The sequence below is a fragment of the Mesorhizobium calcicola genome (assembly GCF_042682105.1).
Lineage (GTDB): Bacteria > Pseudomonadota > Alphaproteobacteria > Rhizobiales > Rhizobiaceae > Mesorhizobium > Mesorhizobium calcicola.
On sequence record NZ_JBHUGY010000002.1, the window covers coordinates 39,398 to 52,825 of the forward strand.

Here is a 13,428-nt window from a genome sequence, read left to right on the forward strand (position 1 = left end):
ATGACGGGATTGGTGCTGGAGCGTTTGCTCGCCGACGAGACACAGACAGCTTTGCTGGGCGAGGATCTGGCGTTGTCGCTGCGTCCAGGTGACGTCCTGGCGCTCAAGGGCGACCTCGGTGCCGGTAAGTCCACCTTGGCGCGGGCGTTGATCAGGGCTTTGGCCGACGATGCCGGCCTCGATGTTCCGAGCCCGACCTTCACGCTGGTGCAGAGCTACGACACCCGCGTCCCGGTCCATCATTTCGATCTCTACCGCCTGTCCTCGGCGACTGAGATCGATGAATTGGGTTTCGAGGAAGCCCTGGTGCAAGGCGCTGCCCTGGTCGAATGGCCGGAACGGGCGCAGGACTATCTGCCGAAAACGTCGGTTCTGGTCGAACTCGTCCAGCATGGCGAGGGTCGGCTGGCCCGGCTGTCGGGCGAGGGTGCTGCCTTCGACCGCGCGGCGCGGTCGCTGGCCATGCGCCGCTTTCTCGAGAATGCCGGCTGGGGCGAGGCAAGGCGCCGCCATTTCATCGGCGATGCCTCGGCCCGCTCCTACGAGATCGTCTCGCTTGCGGGCGCGGAGCCGCGTGTGCTGATGAACTCGCCGCGGCTGGTGCTCGGCCCGCCGGTCCGCGACGGCAGGCCCTATGCCGAGATCGCCCACTTGGCGCAATCCGTCACGGCCTTTGTCGCCATCGACCGCGCCTTGCTGGCTCAAGGTGTCAGCGTCCCCGTGATCCACGCCAAGGACCTCGATCAAGGTTTCCTGCTCACCGAACATCTGGGTTCCGAGAGCTTTCTCGACAGCGATGGCCTGCCGGTGGCCGAACGCTACGCGGCAGCGGCCGAACTGCTGGCCATGATGCATGGCAAGGCATGGCCGGAGCGGATTGAGGCGGCGCCCGGCGTCTTCCACGACGTGCCACCCTTCGACCGCGATGCCATGATGATCGAGGCCAGTCTTTTGGTCGACTGGTATGTGCCGATGATTACCGGAAAGCCGGCGAGCGAAGCCTTGCGGGTTGGCTATGACAGGGAATGGAACGCGCTCCTCGACCGGCTGCAAGGTCGCGAATATACGCTGATGCTGCGCGATTTCCATTCGCCCAACATCATCTGGCGTGGCGACCGCACCAAGCATGATCGGCTGGGCATCGTCGATATCCAGGACGCGCTGATCGGTCCGTCCGCCTATGACGTCGCCTCGCTCGCCATGGATGCTCGTGTTACCATCTCGCCCGAGATAGAGAGACAGACGCTCGACGCCTATGTCGCGGCGCGCCACGCAGCCGGCGTTTTTGATGAAGCAAGCTTCCTGGAATCCTACGCAATCATGGCGGCGCAGCGAAACTCCAAGATCCTCGGCATCTTCGTTCGCCTCGAAAAGCGCGACGGCAAGCCCTATTATCTGAAGCACCTGCCGCGCATTCGCGATTACCTGCGCCGGGCGCTGTCTCATCCGGCGCTGGCAAGCCTGCGGGAGTTCTACGACGCCAACGGTTTGCTGGAGGAGCGGGCACTGTGACAGCAAGACCGGACACTGCGATCGTGCTCGCCGCCGGGCTTGGCAAGCGCATGCGGCCGATCACCGACACCATTCCCAAGCCGCTGGTCAAGATTGCCGGCAAGACGTTGCTCGACTGGGGGCTCGACAGCCTGGCCGCCGCCGGTGTCGGCAAGGCCGTGGTCAACGTCCACTATCTTCCCGAGCAGATCGTTGCCCATGTCGCCGCGCGCCGTGCGCCGCGGATCATCATTTCCGACGAGAGCGAAAAGCTGCTGGATTCCGCCGGCGGCATTGTCAAGGCGTTGCCGGAGCTGGGCGAGCAGCCTTTCTACATCCTCAACGCCGATACCTTCTGGATCGACCAGGGTCCTCTCAATCTCGGCCGTCTTGCCCTTGCATGGGACGCCGCGAAAATGGATATTCTGCTGATGCTGGCGGATCTCCATCAGGCGACCGGACACTGCGGCAGCACCGATTTCCTGGTGGCGCCGGATGGCGCCTTGCGGCGTTCAAAAGGTGATCCGGCGGGCCGGATCTATGCCGGGGCGGCGATCATCCATCCGCGCCTGTTCGAGAATGCACCGGCCGGACCGCACTCGCTCAACGCCTATTTCGACACGACTATTGCCACCGGCCGCCTGTTCGGCATGCCGATGCATGGCCATTGGATCACCGTCGGCACGCCGGATGCCATTGCGCTCGCGGAAGCGGCGGTCGCCGGCGCGCTAACCGATTCGCAATGAGCGGCTCAAGCCGCGTTTTCTCAATTCCTTCCGGAGCGCCGTTTCTGCCGACGCTTGCCGAGGCGCTGCTTGCCGGCCGTCTCGTCCCGGGGTTTCGGTTTGACGGCGATCCGCTCGCTTTGGCCGATGTCACCATCTACGTGCCGACGCGCCGTGCCGCGCGTGCCTTGCGAGGTGTCTTCGTCGACAGCCTCGCGGCACACGGTGGCGGCGGTTCGGCGATCCTGCCGGTCATCCGGCCACTCGGCGAGTTCGACGAGGATGAGGCGGCATTCGAGACCGAGGCGTCCGCCGCGATCGACCTCGCGCCGCCGATCGCGGCAACCGAACGCCTGTTGCTGCTGGCGCCGCTGGTGCGCGCCTGGAAACGCCGGCTGCCGGCGCATGTCGCCGCACTCTTCGCCGAAGAGATCGTCATCCCGGCCTCCACCGCCGATGCGATCTGGCTGGCGCGCGATCTCGCCCGGCTGATGGACGAGATCGAGACGGAAGGCACCGACTGGGCCAAGCTCACCGACCTGGTGAGCGGCAACCTTGCCGGATGGTGGCAGGTGACGCTCGAATTCCTCGGCATCGTCACCGACGCCTGGCCGAAATTCCTTGCAGAGCGCGATCGCTCCAACCCGGCCGCGCATCGCAGCGCATTGATCCGCACCGAGGCCGCGCGGCTGCAACGCAATCCGCCTGCCGGGCCGGTCATCGCCGCGGGCTCGACCGGCTCGATACCGGCCACGGCCGAACTGCTTGCCGCGATCGCGCGCCTGCCAGGCGGCGCCATCGTGCTGCCTGGTCTCGACCGCACGCTGGACGAAGCGTCGTTCCAGGCAATCGCCGCGCCCGGTGCGCGTCCGGCCGTGCTCGGCCATCCGCAATACGGTCTCGCCAGGCTGATCGGCAAGATCGGCGTGCTGCGCGGCGATGTCGAAGAGATCGGCTTGGCCGAACCGCGGCTCGCGCTTCGCGCCGCCCTGGTCGGCGAAGCGCTGCGGCCGGCCGAGACCACCGAATTGTGGGCCGGGACGCGGAGCAGTTTTTCGGCGTCCGACGTCGCCGGGGCCTTCGCCGGCGTGACCCTGCTCGAAGCGGCCAGCGAACGCGACGAGGCCGTCGCCATCGCCGTCGCGCTCAAGCGCGCGGTCGAAGAGCCGGGCCAAAGGGCGGCTCTCGTCACCGGCGATCGCGCGCTGGCGCGGCGCGTCTCGGTCGAGCTCCAGCGCTTCGGCGTCGTTGCCGACGATTCCGGCGGCACGCCGCTCGCCAACACGCCGGCGGCCAGCCTGCTCGGGCTGGCGCTCGAGGCGGTGTTCCGGCCAGGCGATCCGGTCGGCCTTTTGTCGCTGCTCAAGCATCCGCTGCTTGGCCTTGGCCTCGAACGGGCTGATGTGCGCCATGCGGCGGAACTGGTCGAACTGGTGGCGCTGCGCGGCGGTACTGGCCGCCCCGACATCGTTTCGCTGCCGGAACTGTTCGAAACCCGCCTCACCGGCCTTGGCGGCGGCAGCCGGCAGCCCTTCTGGTTTTCCCGGCTGACCGTGCGCTCCATCGAAAGCGCGCGGAATTTGCTCGAACGCCTCACACAGGCACTGGCGCCGCTAGCGGTGTTTCGCGGCCAGGATGACGCCGACCTTGCCGCGCTGGTCGGGGCCAGCGTCGTGGCGCTCGAAAATCTCGGCCGCACGGCGGATGGCGGCCTTGGCGAACTCTATGCCGGCGACGCCGGCGAAAAGCTTGCCGAACTGCTGCGCGGGCTGGTCGCGGCTTCGGCGCCGCTGTCGTTCGCCGCGAGCGAGTGGCCCGATGTGATGGCGGCGCTGGTCGCGCCTGAAACCGTCAAGCCCGCACAAGGCACCGACAGGAACATCGCCATCTGGGGCGCGCTGGAAGCGCGCTTGCAGAATGTCGACACGCTGGTCATCGGCGGGCTCAACGAAGGCGTGTGGCCGCGCAAGCCCGAGAGCGACCGCTTCATGTCGCGGCTGATGAAGACCGGCATCGATCTCGAACCGCCCGAACGCCGCATCGGCCTTGCCGCGCATGATTTCCAGATGGCGATGGGCGCGAAGAGGGTGGTGCTGGCCCGCTCGGCGCGTGCCGGCGACGCACCTGCCGTGCCGTCGCGCTGGCTGCAGCGCCTCCTCACCTTCATCGGCGACGACCAGGCGGCGGAACTGCGCCGGCGCGGCGATGAGCTGCTCGCCTGGGCGCGCGCGCTCGATACCGGCCCAAGGCGGGACTTCGTGCCGCGGCCGCAGCCGAAGCCGCCCCTGTCGGTGCGGCCAAGCCATTTCTCGGTCACCGAGATCGAGACCCTGCGCCGTGATCCCTATGCCGTCTACGCAAGGCGGATCCTCGGCCTGATGCCGCTCGATCCGGTGATCCGCGATCCCGGCGCCGCCGAGCGCGGCACGCTGTTTCACGCCATCCTGCATCTGTTCTCGGCGCGCGTCGCCGATCCGCGCGCAGCCGACGCGCTCTCCGGCCTGATCGCTGCCGGCCGCGCCTGTTTTGCCGAAGCCGCACTCCCAGCCGATGTCGAAGCCGTGTGGTGGCCGCGTTTCGAAAAACTCGCCGCCAACATCATCGAGTGGGAGCGCACGCGCGCCGACGCGGTGATGCGACGGCATGCCGAAGAGCGCGCGGGAAAGACCGTCGTCGGCCACTCCGGCGTGACGCTGTCCGGCTATGCCGACCGGGTCGACCTGCTGGCCGGCGGCATGGCCGACATACTGGACTACAAGACAGGCTCGTCGCCGTCCAAGGCGCAGGCGCATACGTTGCTTGCGCCGCAACTGGCGCTGGAAGGCGCACTGCTCAGGCGCGGCGCCTTCAAGGATTTGGGCGCACGCGAACCCTCTCAGTTGGCCTTCGTGCGGCTGAAGCCGAATGGCGAGGTGTTCGAGGAATCCATCCTCGAACACAACCGCCAGCCGAGAACCGCTACCGATCTTGCCGAAGAGGCCTGGTCGCGGCTGGAAAAGCTGTTGATCCACTATGCCGACCCGGCGACCGGCTATCTGTCGCGCGCGCTGCCGTTTCGCGAAGGCGAGACCGATGGCGACTACGATCATCTCGCCCGCGTACTCGAATGGTCGGCCGGCGGCGATGCCGGCGACGAGGGAGGGGAGGCATGAAGAAGGCCTATCCCATCCCCAGCGACACCGCGACCAGCCAGGCCCGCGCCGCCGACCCCGGCAATTCCGCCTGGGTCTCGGCCAATGCCGGCTCCGGCAAGACCCATGTGCTGGCTCAGCGCGTCATCCGGCTGCTGCTGCGCGGCACAGATCCGTCGAAGATCCTGTGCCTGACCTATACGCGCGCCGCCGCCGCCAACATGTCGAACCGGGTGTTTTCGACGCTGTCGGAGTGGACGACACTGGGTGACGCGGATCTGGCGTCGAAAGTTGAGGCGCTGGAAGGCCGCCGGCCCGATCTTGAGACCATGCGCCGGGCGCGGCGCCTGTTCGCCGAGGCGCTGGAAACGCCCGGCGGGCTGAAGATCCAGACCATCCACGCCTTCTGCGAATCGGTGCTTCACCAGTTCCCGCTGGAGGCCAACATCCCGGCCCACTTCGAGATGCTCGATCCGCCGATGGAGGCATCGCTGTTTGCCGCCGCCCGCCGCGACATGATTTCCGGCACAGCCGCCGGCGACAGGGATCTGCCCGAAGCGTTTGCCACCATCCTCGATCGCGGCGGCGAAGCCGGGCTCGACGCCTTGCTGGGCGAGATCGTGCGCAAGCGCGACGGCTTGCGCAATTTCATCGACGCCGCCGGGCGTGACGGCACGCCTTTCCAGGCATTGTTCGACGAATTCCATTTCCGCCCCGGCCAGACCGCCGAAGGCATAGCGGCGTCGATCTGGCCGTTGCCGGGTTTTCTGCCCGACTATTTTGCCGGCTTCATGCAGGCCGCCAATGCCACCGACGCCAGGACGGTGCTGAACAACATCCTGCCCTATGCGCATCAGGCTTTCACCGAGGCCGACCCGGTTCGCCGTCTGCAGCAGCTTGCAAGAGCCTTCCTCAAGACCGACGGTGGCGCCTACGATCCGGCCAAGGCTTTCAAGAAGGCGCTGGTCGACCGGCTGCCGGACCTGGCGGAACGCTACGTTTCGGCGGCCAATGCCATCGTCGAAACCACCGATCGGCTGGCGCTGTTCCGGATGCTGGAAGGCACGCGCGCCGCGCTGACCATCGCCGACTGGCTGATCGCCCGCTACGAAGTGCTGAAGCGCAGCCGCGGCTTTCTCGATTTCAACGATTTGATCACCCGCACGGTCAACCTCTTGGCGCGACCCGATGCCGGCCCCTGGGTGCAATACAAGCTCGATCAGGGCATCGACCACATCCTGCTCGACGAGGCGCAGGACACCAGCCCGGATCAATGGGAGGTGGTGAAGCGGCTGGCGGAGGAGTTCTTTGCCGGCTTCGGCGCCCGCGACAGGGTCCATCGCACGGTCTTTGCCGTCGGCGACGAAAAGCAGTCGATCTATTCCTTTCAGGGTGCCGCGCCGGACTCCTTTGCCGACAGCCGGCTGTTGTTTGCCGGAAGGGTGCGGGACGCCGAGGCATCCTTTGCCGATCTCAAGCTGACCTGGTCGTTCCGCTCGACCGATGACGTTCTGGCCGCCGTCGACCGCGTCTTTGCCGATCCCATCGTGCGGCGCGGCATCAGCCATGATCCCGATCCGCTGAACCACAAGGCGATCCGCACCGATGCACCCGGCTATGTCGAAGTTTGGCCGTCGGTCGGCGCCGACGTCGTCGACGAGCCGGACGACTGGACGCAAGCCATCGACCATGCGCATGCGCCGGCAGTGCGCGTCGCCGAGAATGTCGCGGCCACCATTGCCGGCTGGATCGGCGCCGGCGAGATCATCGAAGGCCGCGGCAAGCGGCTGCGGCCGGGCGACGTGCTGGTGCTGGTGCGCAAGCGTGATCGCTTCGTCCATGCGCTGACCCGCGCGCTCAAACGCCGCGACATCGCGGTCGCCGGCGCCGACAGGCTGAGCCTGCCCGGACACATCGCGGTCAAGGATCTGATCGCACTCGGCCATCTGCTCATCCAGCCGCAGGACGACCTGTCGCTCGCCGCCGTCCTGCGCAGCCCGATCTTCGACCTGCCGGAGGAGACGCTGTTCACCCTCGCGGCGGAGCGGCTGCCTGGCCTGTCGCTGATCGCATCGCTGCGCCAGCATGCCGGCGAAAGCGAGCTACTGGCGGCGGTCGTCGCCCAGCTCGACATCTGGACGAGCGAGGCCGCCTTCAAGCCGGTGTTCGAATTCTATGCCGGCCTGCTGGCGCGCGATGGCGTGCGCCGGATGATGATCGCGCGGCTCGGACCCGAGGCCGGCGATATTCTCGACGAGTTCCTGAGTTTCTGCCTTGCCGAGGAGCGAACCGGCCTGCCGGGGCTGGAAGCCTTCCTGTCGACGCTGGAGAATTCCGGCCCCGAGATCAAGCGCGAAATGGACCAGACCCGCGACGAGGTCCGCGTCATGACCGTGCACGCCGCCAAGGGCCTTGAGGCGCCGGTCGTGTTCCTGGTCGATGGCGGTTCCGCCCCGTTCAGCGACCAGCATTTGCCGCGCCTGATGCCCTTCGATGCCTCGGGCTGGTACGGCAAGGGCTATCTCTGGCGCTCGGCCAGCGACGTCGCCAATGGTTTTTCGAAAGCGGCGGCGGCGCGGGCACGGGAACTCGCCGACGACGAATACCGCCGGCTGCTCTATGTCGGCATGACCCGCGCCGAGGACCGGCTGATCGTCTGCGGGTACCACGGCAAGCGGGCGCCGAACACCGGCAGCTGGCATTCGATCGTCAGCCGCGCGCTGATCGGCGCGCCGGAAAGCGAACAGCGTCCGCATCCGGCCGGCGGCGAGCCGGTGCATCGTTTTCACGTCACCAGGCTGCCGCCTGTCGGCTTGGTTTCCAGCGAGCAGGCACGGCCAGCGCACACTTTCGGGCCATTGCCGGCGACGCTGTTCCGGCCCTTGCCGCCTTTCGAGGACCTGCCACGTCCGCTGTCGCCGTCAGGCGCCTCGGCGCTCATCGACGAAGGCAAGGAAGCCGTGGTCGACAAGGCTTCGCCGGTGCTGGACGCTGATGCCGAGCCGGGCTTTGCCGTGCTGCGCGGGCTCGTTTTGCACAAATTGCTGCAGATGTTGCCCGCCATTGCCGAGCAGGATCGCCAGGGCGCGGCGGAACGCTATCTCGCCCGCACCGGAGCTCAATGGCCTGCCGGCGAGCGTGAAAAGGCCCTGGCGTCGGTCACCGCCATCTTTGCCGATCCCGGCTTCGGTCCGCTGTTTGCGCCATCGTCGCGGGCCGAGGTCGCGATCATGGGCAGCCTGGCGGTAAAGGGCAAAAAGCGCTCGATTTCCGGCAAGATCGACCGGCTGGCGGTGACATCCGACACGGTCTCGATCGTCGACTACAAGACCAACCGGCCGGCGCCCGCCTCTCTGGCCGAGGTCCCGCCGGCCTATGTCCTGCAGCTGGCGCTCTATCGCGCCCTGTTGCAGCCGCTTTATCCTGGACGTGCGGTCCAGGCGGCCTTGCTATTCACCGAGGTGCCGCGGCTGATCGAACTGCCGGCCAGCGCCATGGACGACGCCCTTGCTCGACTCACGGGAGCGTGACACAACACCTGCTTGAAGAAGGGCCCGATCACCACCACATTTGGTGCGACAAAAACTTTCGAAAGGATTTTCCGCATGACCACCGTCAAGGTCGACAAGAGCAATTTCCAGGCCGATGTGCTTAACGCCAGCGTACCGGTCGTCGTCGATTTCTGGGCGGAATGGTGCGGTCCCTGCAAGATGATCGCTCCGGCACTGGAGGACATCGCCACCGAACTCGGCGCCAAGGTGAAGATCGCCAAGCTCAACATCGACGAGAATCCCGAGCTCGCCGCGCAGTTCGGCGTGCGCTCGATCCCGACCCTGATGATCTTCAAGGGCGGCGAAGTGGCCGACATGAAGGTTGGCGCGGCACCCAAGACGGCGCTGTCGCACTGGATCAACGGCAGCCTTGCCTGATCCGTCCGAAATTCCTGATATCAAGCCCGGCCTCGCGCCGGGCTTTTTTGTTGGCGTCATCGGTGGGTGGTTCTGGCCCTCACGTCGAGGCACGCCATGTCTTCTGTTGGCGCGAGAAGCAGGGAGAACGCTATGACTGGATCCGCCAAGGCCACCGTCTTCATCGACAATGAGCGCGTCATCGTCACCGAGTACCGCTTCGCGCCGGGCGACAACACCGGCTGGCACCGCCACGGCCACGACTATGTCGTCGTGCCGCTGATGGACGGCAAGGTGAAGCTGTTGACCAAGGACGGTGAATCCTTCGCCGAGATGAAGAAGGGCGCGCCCTATTTCCGCACGGAGGGCGTCGAACACGACGTCATCAATGCCAATGAGGGCGAATACGCCTTCATCGAGATCGAGCTGAAGTAACCCGCGAAGGCCATCAGGCGGCAGGCGCGGCTACCAGTCGGCGATGCGATCGCCTCCGGTGAATTGCGCACTTTTCCCGGTATATTCGAACAGCTCGATCTTCACGTCGTTGGGGTCGCGGATCCAGGCCTGGAAGGTGTCGTCACACGCGTGCTTCTTTGCCGTGACGTCGATGCCCTTCGACCTGATGTGGGCGATCGCTGCGTCGATGTTTTCCACTTCGAGGCAGAAATGGTTGATCTGGTTCAGGTCGCTGTAGCGGGCTCCGTCCTTCTGGAACACCTCGACGTGGCTGCGGCCACCGCAATTGAGGTAGAACCCGAAAATCTTGCCGTCGCGCAGGAAATTGAACTGCGTGTCCAGGCCGAGGACATTGCGATAGAAGCTTCGCGTCGCCTCCAGGTCACTGGCGAAGATGCAGACGTGAGCGACCTGCTTGACCTTGATCATGACTGCTCCCTTGCGGTGATCGCCGAAAGCCGGCCTCAGGTCGGCGGCGTGCCGTTCTCGGCCAGCACGGCACCGGCAAGGTAAAGCGACCCGCCGATCAGGATGCGCGGCGCCGGGCCGTCCCAGGTGTCGCGCAGCAGCATCAGCGCGCTGGCGACGGAACTCATCGGCTCGGCCGTCAGCCCGGCTTCCGTCGCGCGGACCGCCAGTTCGTCGTTCGGCACGCCGGCGTCGCTGAGGCTCACCGGCACCGTATAGACATGCCGGGCGAGGCCCTTGAAGGCACGGAAATAGCCGCTCTGGTCCTTGGTGTTGATCATGCCCGAGATGAGGAACAGCGGACGCGGGTTCTTTTCTTCCTGCTCGGCCAGCGCCTCGGCAACGACCACGCCGGCGCCCGGATTGTGGCCGCCGTCGAGCCAGATCTCGGCGCCCTTCGGCGCCAGCTCGGCCAGCCGGCCCTGCGCCAGCTTCTGCATGCGGCCGGGCCAGGCGACACTGGTCATCGCCTTCTCGGCGGCACGATGGCCGATCTCGAAGCCGGCCGCCTTGACCGCGGCGATCGCCGCCGCCGCATTGGCGAACTGGTGGCGCCCTGGCAGCCGCGGCGGCGGCAGGTCCATCAAGCCGTCTTCGTCCTGGTAGACCATGCGGCCGTTCTCCTCGAAGGCGAGGAAATCCTGGCCGTAGACGAAGGTCGGACACTCAAGCCGCTCGGCGGTTTCGATCAGCACCTGCAGCGCCGTCTCGCTCTCCTGCGCACCGATGACCACCGGGCAGCCGCGCTTGATGATGCCGGCCTTCTCGGCGGCGATCAGTTCGACGCGGTCGCCGAGATAGGCTTCATGGTCGAGCGACACCGGCATGATGACTGAAACCGCCGGTTCCTTGACGACATTGGTGGCGTCGAAACGGCCGCCAAGCCCGACCTCGATGATGACGGCATCGGCCTGGTGCTCGGAAAACAGCAGGAAGGTGACGGCGGTGAGGATCTCGAAGACAGTGATATGCTCGCCTTCATTGGCCCTGGCGACGCGGGCGATGGCATCGGCGAACACCCTGTCGTCGACCAGCCTGCCGCCGCCATCGGCGGCCAGCCGGTAGCGCTCATGCCAGTTGACCAGGTGCGGCGAGGTATGGACATGGACGCGGTAGTCCGCCGCTTCGAGCAGTGCGCGCGAAAACGCTGCACACGAGCCCTTGCCGTTGGTGCCGGCGATGTGGATCACCGGCGGCAGCCGGTCCTGCGGATTGTCCAGCCGCTCCAGCAGCCGCGAAATGCGGTCGAGCGAAAGGTCGAAACCTTTCGGGTGAAGCGCCATCAGGGCTTCGATTTCGCGGTCGGCGGCAAGCGTTGTCATGGGAGAATCCTAGCGCATGGCCCCGAAAATCGGAATCGATTTTCGGAAAGGATCATGCGCATCAAGAAGCTACAGCGCGCGATGGATCGCGCGCAATCGCGGTTTGCGGCCAGGAATGTCGCGTCAGGCCTATGGGCGGGCTTCCTGGGAAATCACCGCCGGCGGCAGGATTTCGGGCTCCAGCGGCTTTTGCTCCTCCGGCACCTTGAGCAGCATCTTCAGCAGCCTTGCGATGGTCTGGCGCATCTCCAGGCGCGACACCACCATGTCGACCATGCCGTGTTCCATCAAATATTCGGAGCGCTGGAAACCGTCCGGCAGTTTTTCCCGGATGGTCTGTTCGATGACGCGCGGTCCGGCAAAGCCGATCAGCGCGCCGGGCTCGGCGATGTGCACGTCGCCCAGCATGGCGTAGGAGGCGGTGACGCCGCCGGTGGTCGGATTGGTCAAAACGACGATGTAGGGCAGGCCGGCTTCCTTCAGCCGGTCGACGCCGACCGTGGTGCGCGGCAACTGCATCAGCGACAGGATACCTTCCTGCATGCGGGCGCCGCCTGAGGCGGCGAACAGGATCAGCGGCCGCTTGCGCTGCAGGGCGACTTCGAAACCGTGCACGATGGCGTCACCCGCGGCCATGCCGAGCGAGCCGCCCATGAAGGCGAAGTCCTGCGCGGTCACCACCACCGGCAGGCCTTCGACGGTTCCCAGCGCATTGATGATCGCGTCTTCCAAGCCGGTCTTGGCCTTGGCGTCTTTCAGCCGGTCGACATAGCGCTTCTCGTCGCGGAATTTCAGCGGATCCTGCGTGACCTTGGGGTTGTCCAGGGTCTCGTATTTGCCGTCGTCGAAAAAGAACTTCAGCCGCTCCTTGGCCGAAATCTTCATATGATGGCCGGAGGACGGAATGACGAACTGGTTGGATTCCAGGTCCTTGTGGAACACCATCTCGCCGGTCTCCGGGTCCTTGATCCAGAGATTCTCGGGCATGTCGGTGCGCCGGCCGAGCATCGAATTGATCTTCGGGCGAACGTAATTGGTGATCCAGTTCATCGCTTCGGCTCCTGTCGTGACGAAGACGTAGGAAAACTATTCGGCGGCAGCAAGGCGGGCCGAGCGCACACCTTGCGCAAGGCCGCTGACCAGCGTGGCGACGGCTTCGGCCGGGTCGGCGGTCTTTTCGCCCTTCGGCCCCAGCACATTGGCCACCGCATTGACGATCGCGGTGCCGACGACGACGCCATCGGCATTGGCGCCGATCACCCGCGCCTGCTCGGCGGTCTTGACGCCGAAACCGACGCAAACCGGCAGGTCGGTGTGACCCTTGATGCGCTTGACCGCCGCCGCCACCTTGCCGGTGTCGGCCAGCGCCGAACCGGTAATGCCGGTCATCGACACGTAGTAGACGAATCCCGACGTGTTCTGCAGCACCTTGGGCAGGCGCTTGTCGTCGGTAGTCGGCGTCGCCAGCCGGATGAAGTTGATGCCGGCTTTGAGCGCCGGGATGCACAGCTCCTCGTCCATTTCCGGCGGCAGGTCGACGACGATCAGCCCATCGATGCCGCTGGCGATGGCGTCCTTGAGGAAGCGGTCGACGCCGTAGATGTAGATGGGATTGTAGTAGCCCATCAGCACGATCGGCGTCTCATTGTCGCCGGCGCGGAATTCCGACGCCATCTTCAGTGTCTTGACCAGCGTCTGGCCGCCTTTCAGCGCCCTCAGGCCCGCCGCCTGGATCGCCGGGCCGTCGGCCATCGGATCGGAGAACGGCATGCCGAGCTCGATGATGTCGGCGCCCGCTCCAGGCAGGGCCTTCATGATCGACAGCGAGGTGACGTAGTCTGGATCGCCACCCATGAAATAGGTGACCAGCGCCGGGCGGCCTTCGGTCTTCAGCTTCGCCATGCGGCGGTCGATGCGCGTGGTCATC

Annotated in this window: 10 protein-coding genes; 6 read left to right on the top strand and 4 right to left on the bottom strand. The window is 66.0% G+C overall.

Features of this window, described 5'->3' with window-relative positions:
• The 6 genes from tsaE to ACFSQT_RS00890 all read left to right on the top strand — a co-directional run bounded on the left by tsaE (nt 1) and on the right by ACFSQT_RS00890 (nt 9,690).
• Entirely contained in the window at nt 1–1,512 is a 1,512-nt protein-coding gene (gene tsaE, locus ACFSQT_RS00865; protein WP_379016583.1) for a tRNA (adenosine(37)-N6)-threonylcarbamoyltransferase complex ATPase subunit type 1 TsaE, read from the top strand.
• Complete coding sequence (locus ACFSQT_RS00870; RefSeq protein WP_379016585.1) at nt 1,509–2,237, top strand: nucleotidyltransferase family protein; 729 nt, start codon at nt 1,509–1,511, stop codon at nt 2,235–2,237. The genes tsaE and ACFSQT_RS00870 overlap by 4 nt, the downstream gene beginning before the upstream one ends.
• Nucleotides 2,234–5,368: a double-strand break repair protein AddB gene (addB, locus tag ACFSQT_RS00875; protein WP_379016586.1), complete on the top strand. Its 3,135-nt coding sequence runs from the start codon at nt 2,234–2,236 to the stop codon at nt 5,366–5,368. The genes ACFSQT_RS00870 and addB overlap by 4 nt, the downstream gene beginning before the upstream one ends.
• Nucleotides 5,365–8,877 carry a double-strand break repair helicase AddA gene (gene addA, locus ACFSQT_RS00880; protein WP_379016587.1) on the top strand — a complete coding sequence of 1,171 codons (3,513 nt, stop codon included), beginning with the start codon at nt 5,365–5,367 and terminating at the stop codon, nt 8,875–8,877. Before addB ends, addA begins: the two co-directional genes overlap by 4 nt.
• A 75-nt stretch (nt 8,878–8,952) precedes the next feature.
• Nucleotides 8,953–9,276 (top strand): thioredoxin, encoded by a 324-nt coding sequence (trxA, locus tag ACFSQT_RS00885; RefSeq protein ID WP_111545430.1) that lies wholly within the window; start codon nt 8,953–8,955, stop codon nt 9,274–9,276.
• A 132-nt stretch (nt 9,277–9,408) separates the two neighbouring features.
• Complete coding sequence (locus ACFSQT_RS00890; protein WP_379016588.1) at nt 9,409–9,690, top strand: cupin domain-containing protein; 282 nt, start codon at nt 9,409–9,411, stop codon at nt 9,688–9,690.
• A gap of 30 nt (nt 9,691–9,720) precedes the next feature.
• On the opposite strand, the gene ACFSQT_RS00895 is transcribed toward ACFSQT_RS00890, so the two are convergent.
• The 4 genes from ACFSQT_RS00895 to trpA form a co-directional block, all read right to left on the bottom strand.
• Nucleotides 9,721–10,140, bottom strand: a complete 420-nt coding sequence (locus ACFSQT_RS00895; RefSeq protein ID WP_379016589.1) for a VOC family protein — start codon at nt 10,138–10,140, stop codon at nt 9,721–9,723.
• 35 nt (nt 10,141–10,175) lie between these two features.
• On the bottom strand, nt 10,176–11,501 hold the full coding sequence (locus tag ACFSQT_RS00900; RefSeq protein WP_379016591.1) for a bifunctional folylpolyglutamate synthase/dihydrofolate synthase: 1,326 nt from the start codon (nt 11,499–11,501) through the stop codon (nt 10,176–10,178).
• 129 nt (nt 11,502–11,630) lie between these two features.
• Complete coding sequence (accD, locus tag ACFSQT_RS00905; RefSeq protein WP_379016592.1) at nt 11,631–12,551, bottom strand: acetyl-CoA carboxylase, carboxyltransferase subunit beta; 921 nt, start codon at nt 12,549–12,551, stop codon at nt 11,631–11,633.
• A 36-nt stretch (nt 12,552–12,587) separates the two neighbouring features.
• Nucleotides 12,588–13,427, bottom strand: coding sequence for a tryptophan synthase subunit alpha (trpA, locus tag ACFSQT_RS00910; protein WP_379016652.1), 840 nt, complete (start codon nt 13,425–13,427; stop codon nt 12,588–12,590).
• Nucleotide 13,428: the final 1 nt, after the last annotated feature.

What these genes read in the sequence shown, in the direction of transcription:
- trpA (WP_379016652.1), bottom strand. Translation starts at nt 13,427, where the DNA reads ATGACCACGCGCATCGACCGCCGCATGGCGAAGCTGAAGACCGAAGGC.
- trxA (WP_111545430.1), top strand. Translation starts at nt 8,953, where the DNA reads ATGACCACCGTCAAGGTCGACAAGAGCAATTTCCAGGCCGATGTGCTT.
- ACFSQT_RS00895 (WP_379016589.1), bottom strand. Translation starts at nt 10,140, where the DNA reads ATGATCAAGGTCAAGCAGGTCGCTCACGTCTGCATCTTCGCCAGTGAC.
- addA (WP_379016587.1), top strand. Translation starts at nt 5,365, where the DNA reads ATGAAGAAGGCCTATCCCATCCCCAGCGACACCGCGACCAGCCAGGCC.
- ACFSQT_RS00900 (WP_379016591.1), bottom strand. Translation starts at nt 11,501, where the DNA reads ATGACAACGCTTGCCGCCGACCGCGAAATCGAAGCCCTGATGGCGCTT.
- accD (WP_379016592.1), bottom strand. Translation starts at nt 12,551, where the DNA reads ATGAACTGGATCACCAATTACGTTCGCCCGAAGATCAATTCGATGCTC.
- addB (WP_379016586.1), top strand. Translation starts at nt 2,234, where the DNA reads ATGAGCGGCTCAAGCCGCGTTTTCTCAATTCCTTCCGGAGCGCCGTTT.
- ACFSQT_RS00890 (WP_379016588.1), top strand. Translation starts at nt 9,409, where the DNA reads ATGACTGGATCCGCCAAGGCCACCGTCTTCATCGACAATGAGCGCGTC.
- tsaE (WP_379016583.1), top strand. Translation starts at nt 1, where the DNA reads ATGACGGGATTGGTGCTGGAGCGTTTGCTCGCCGACGAGACACAGACA.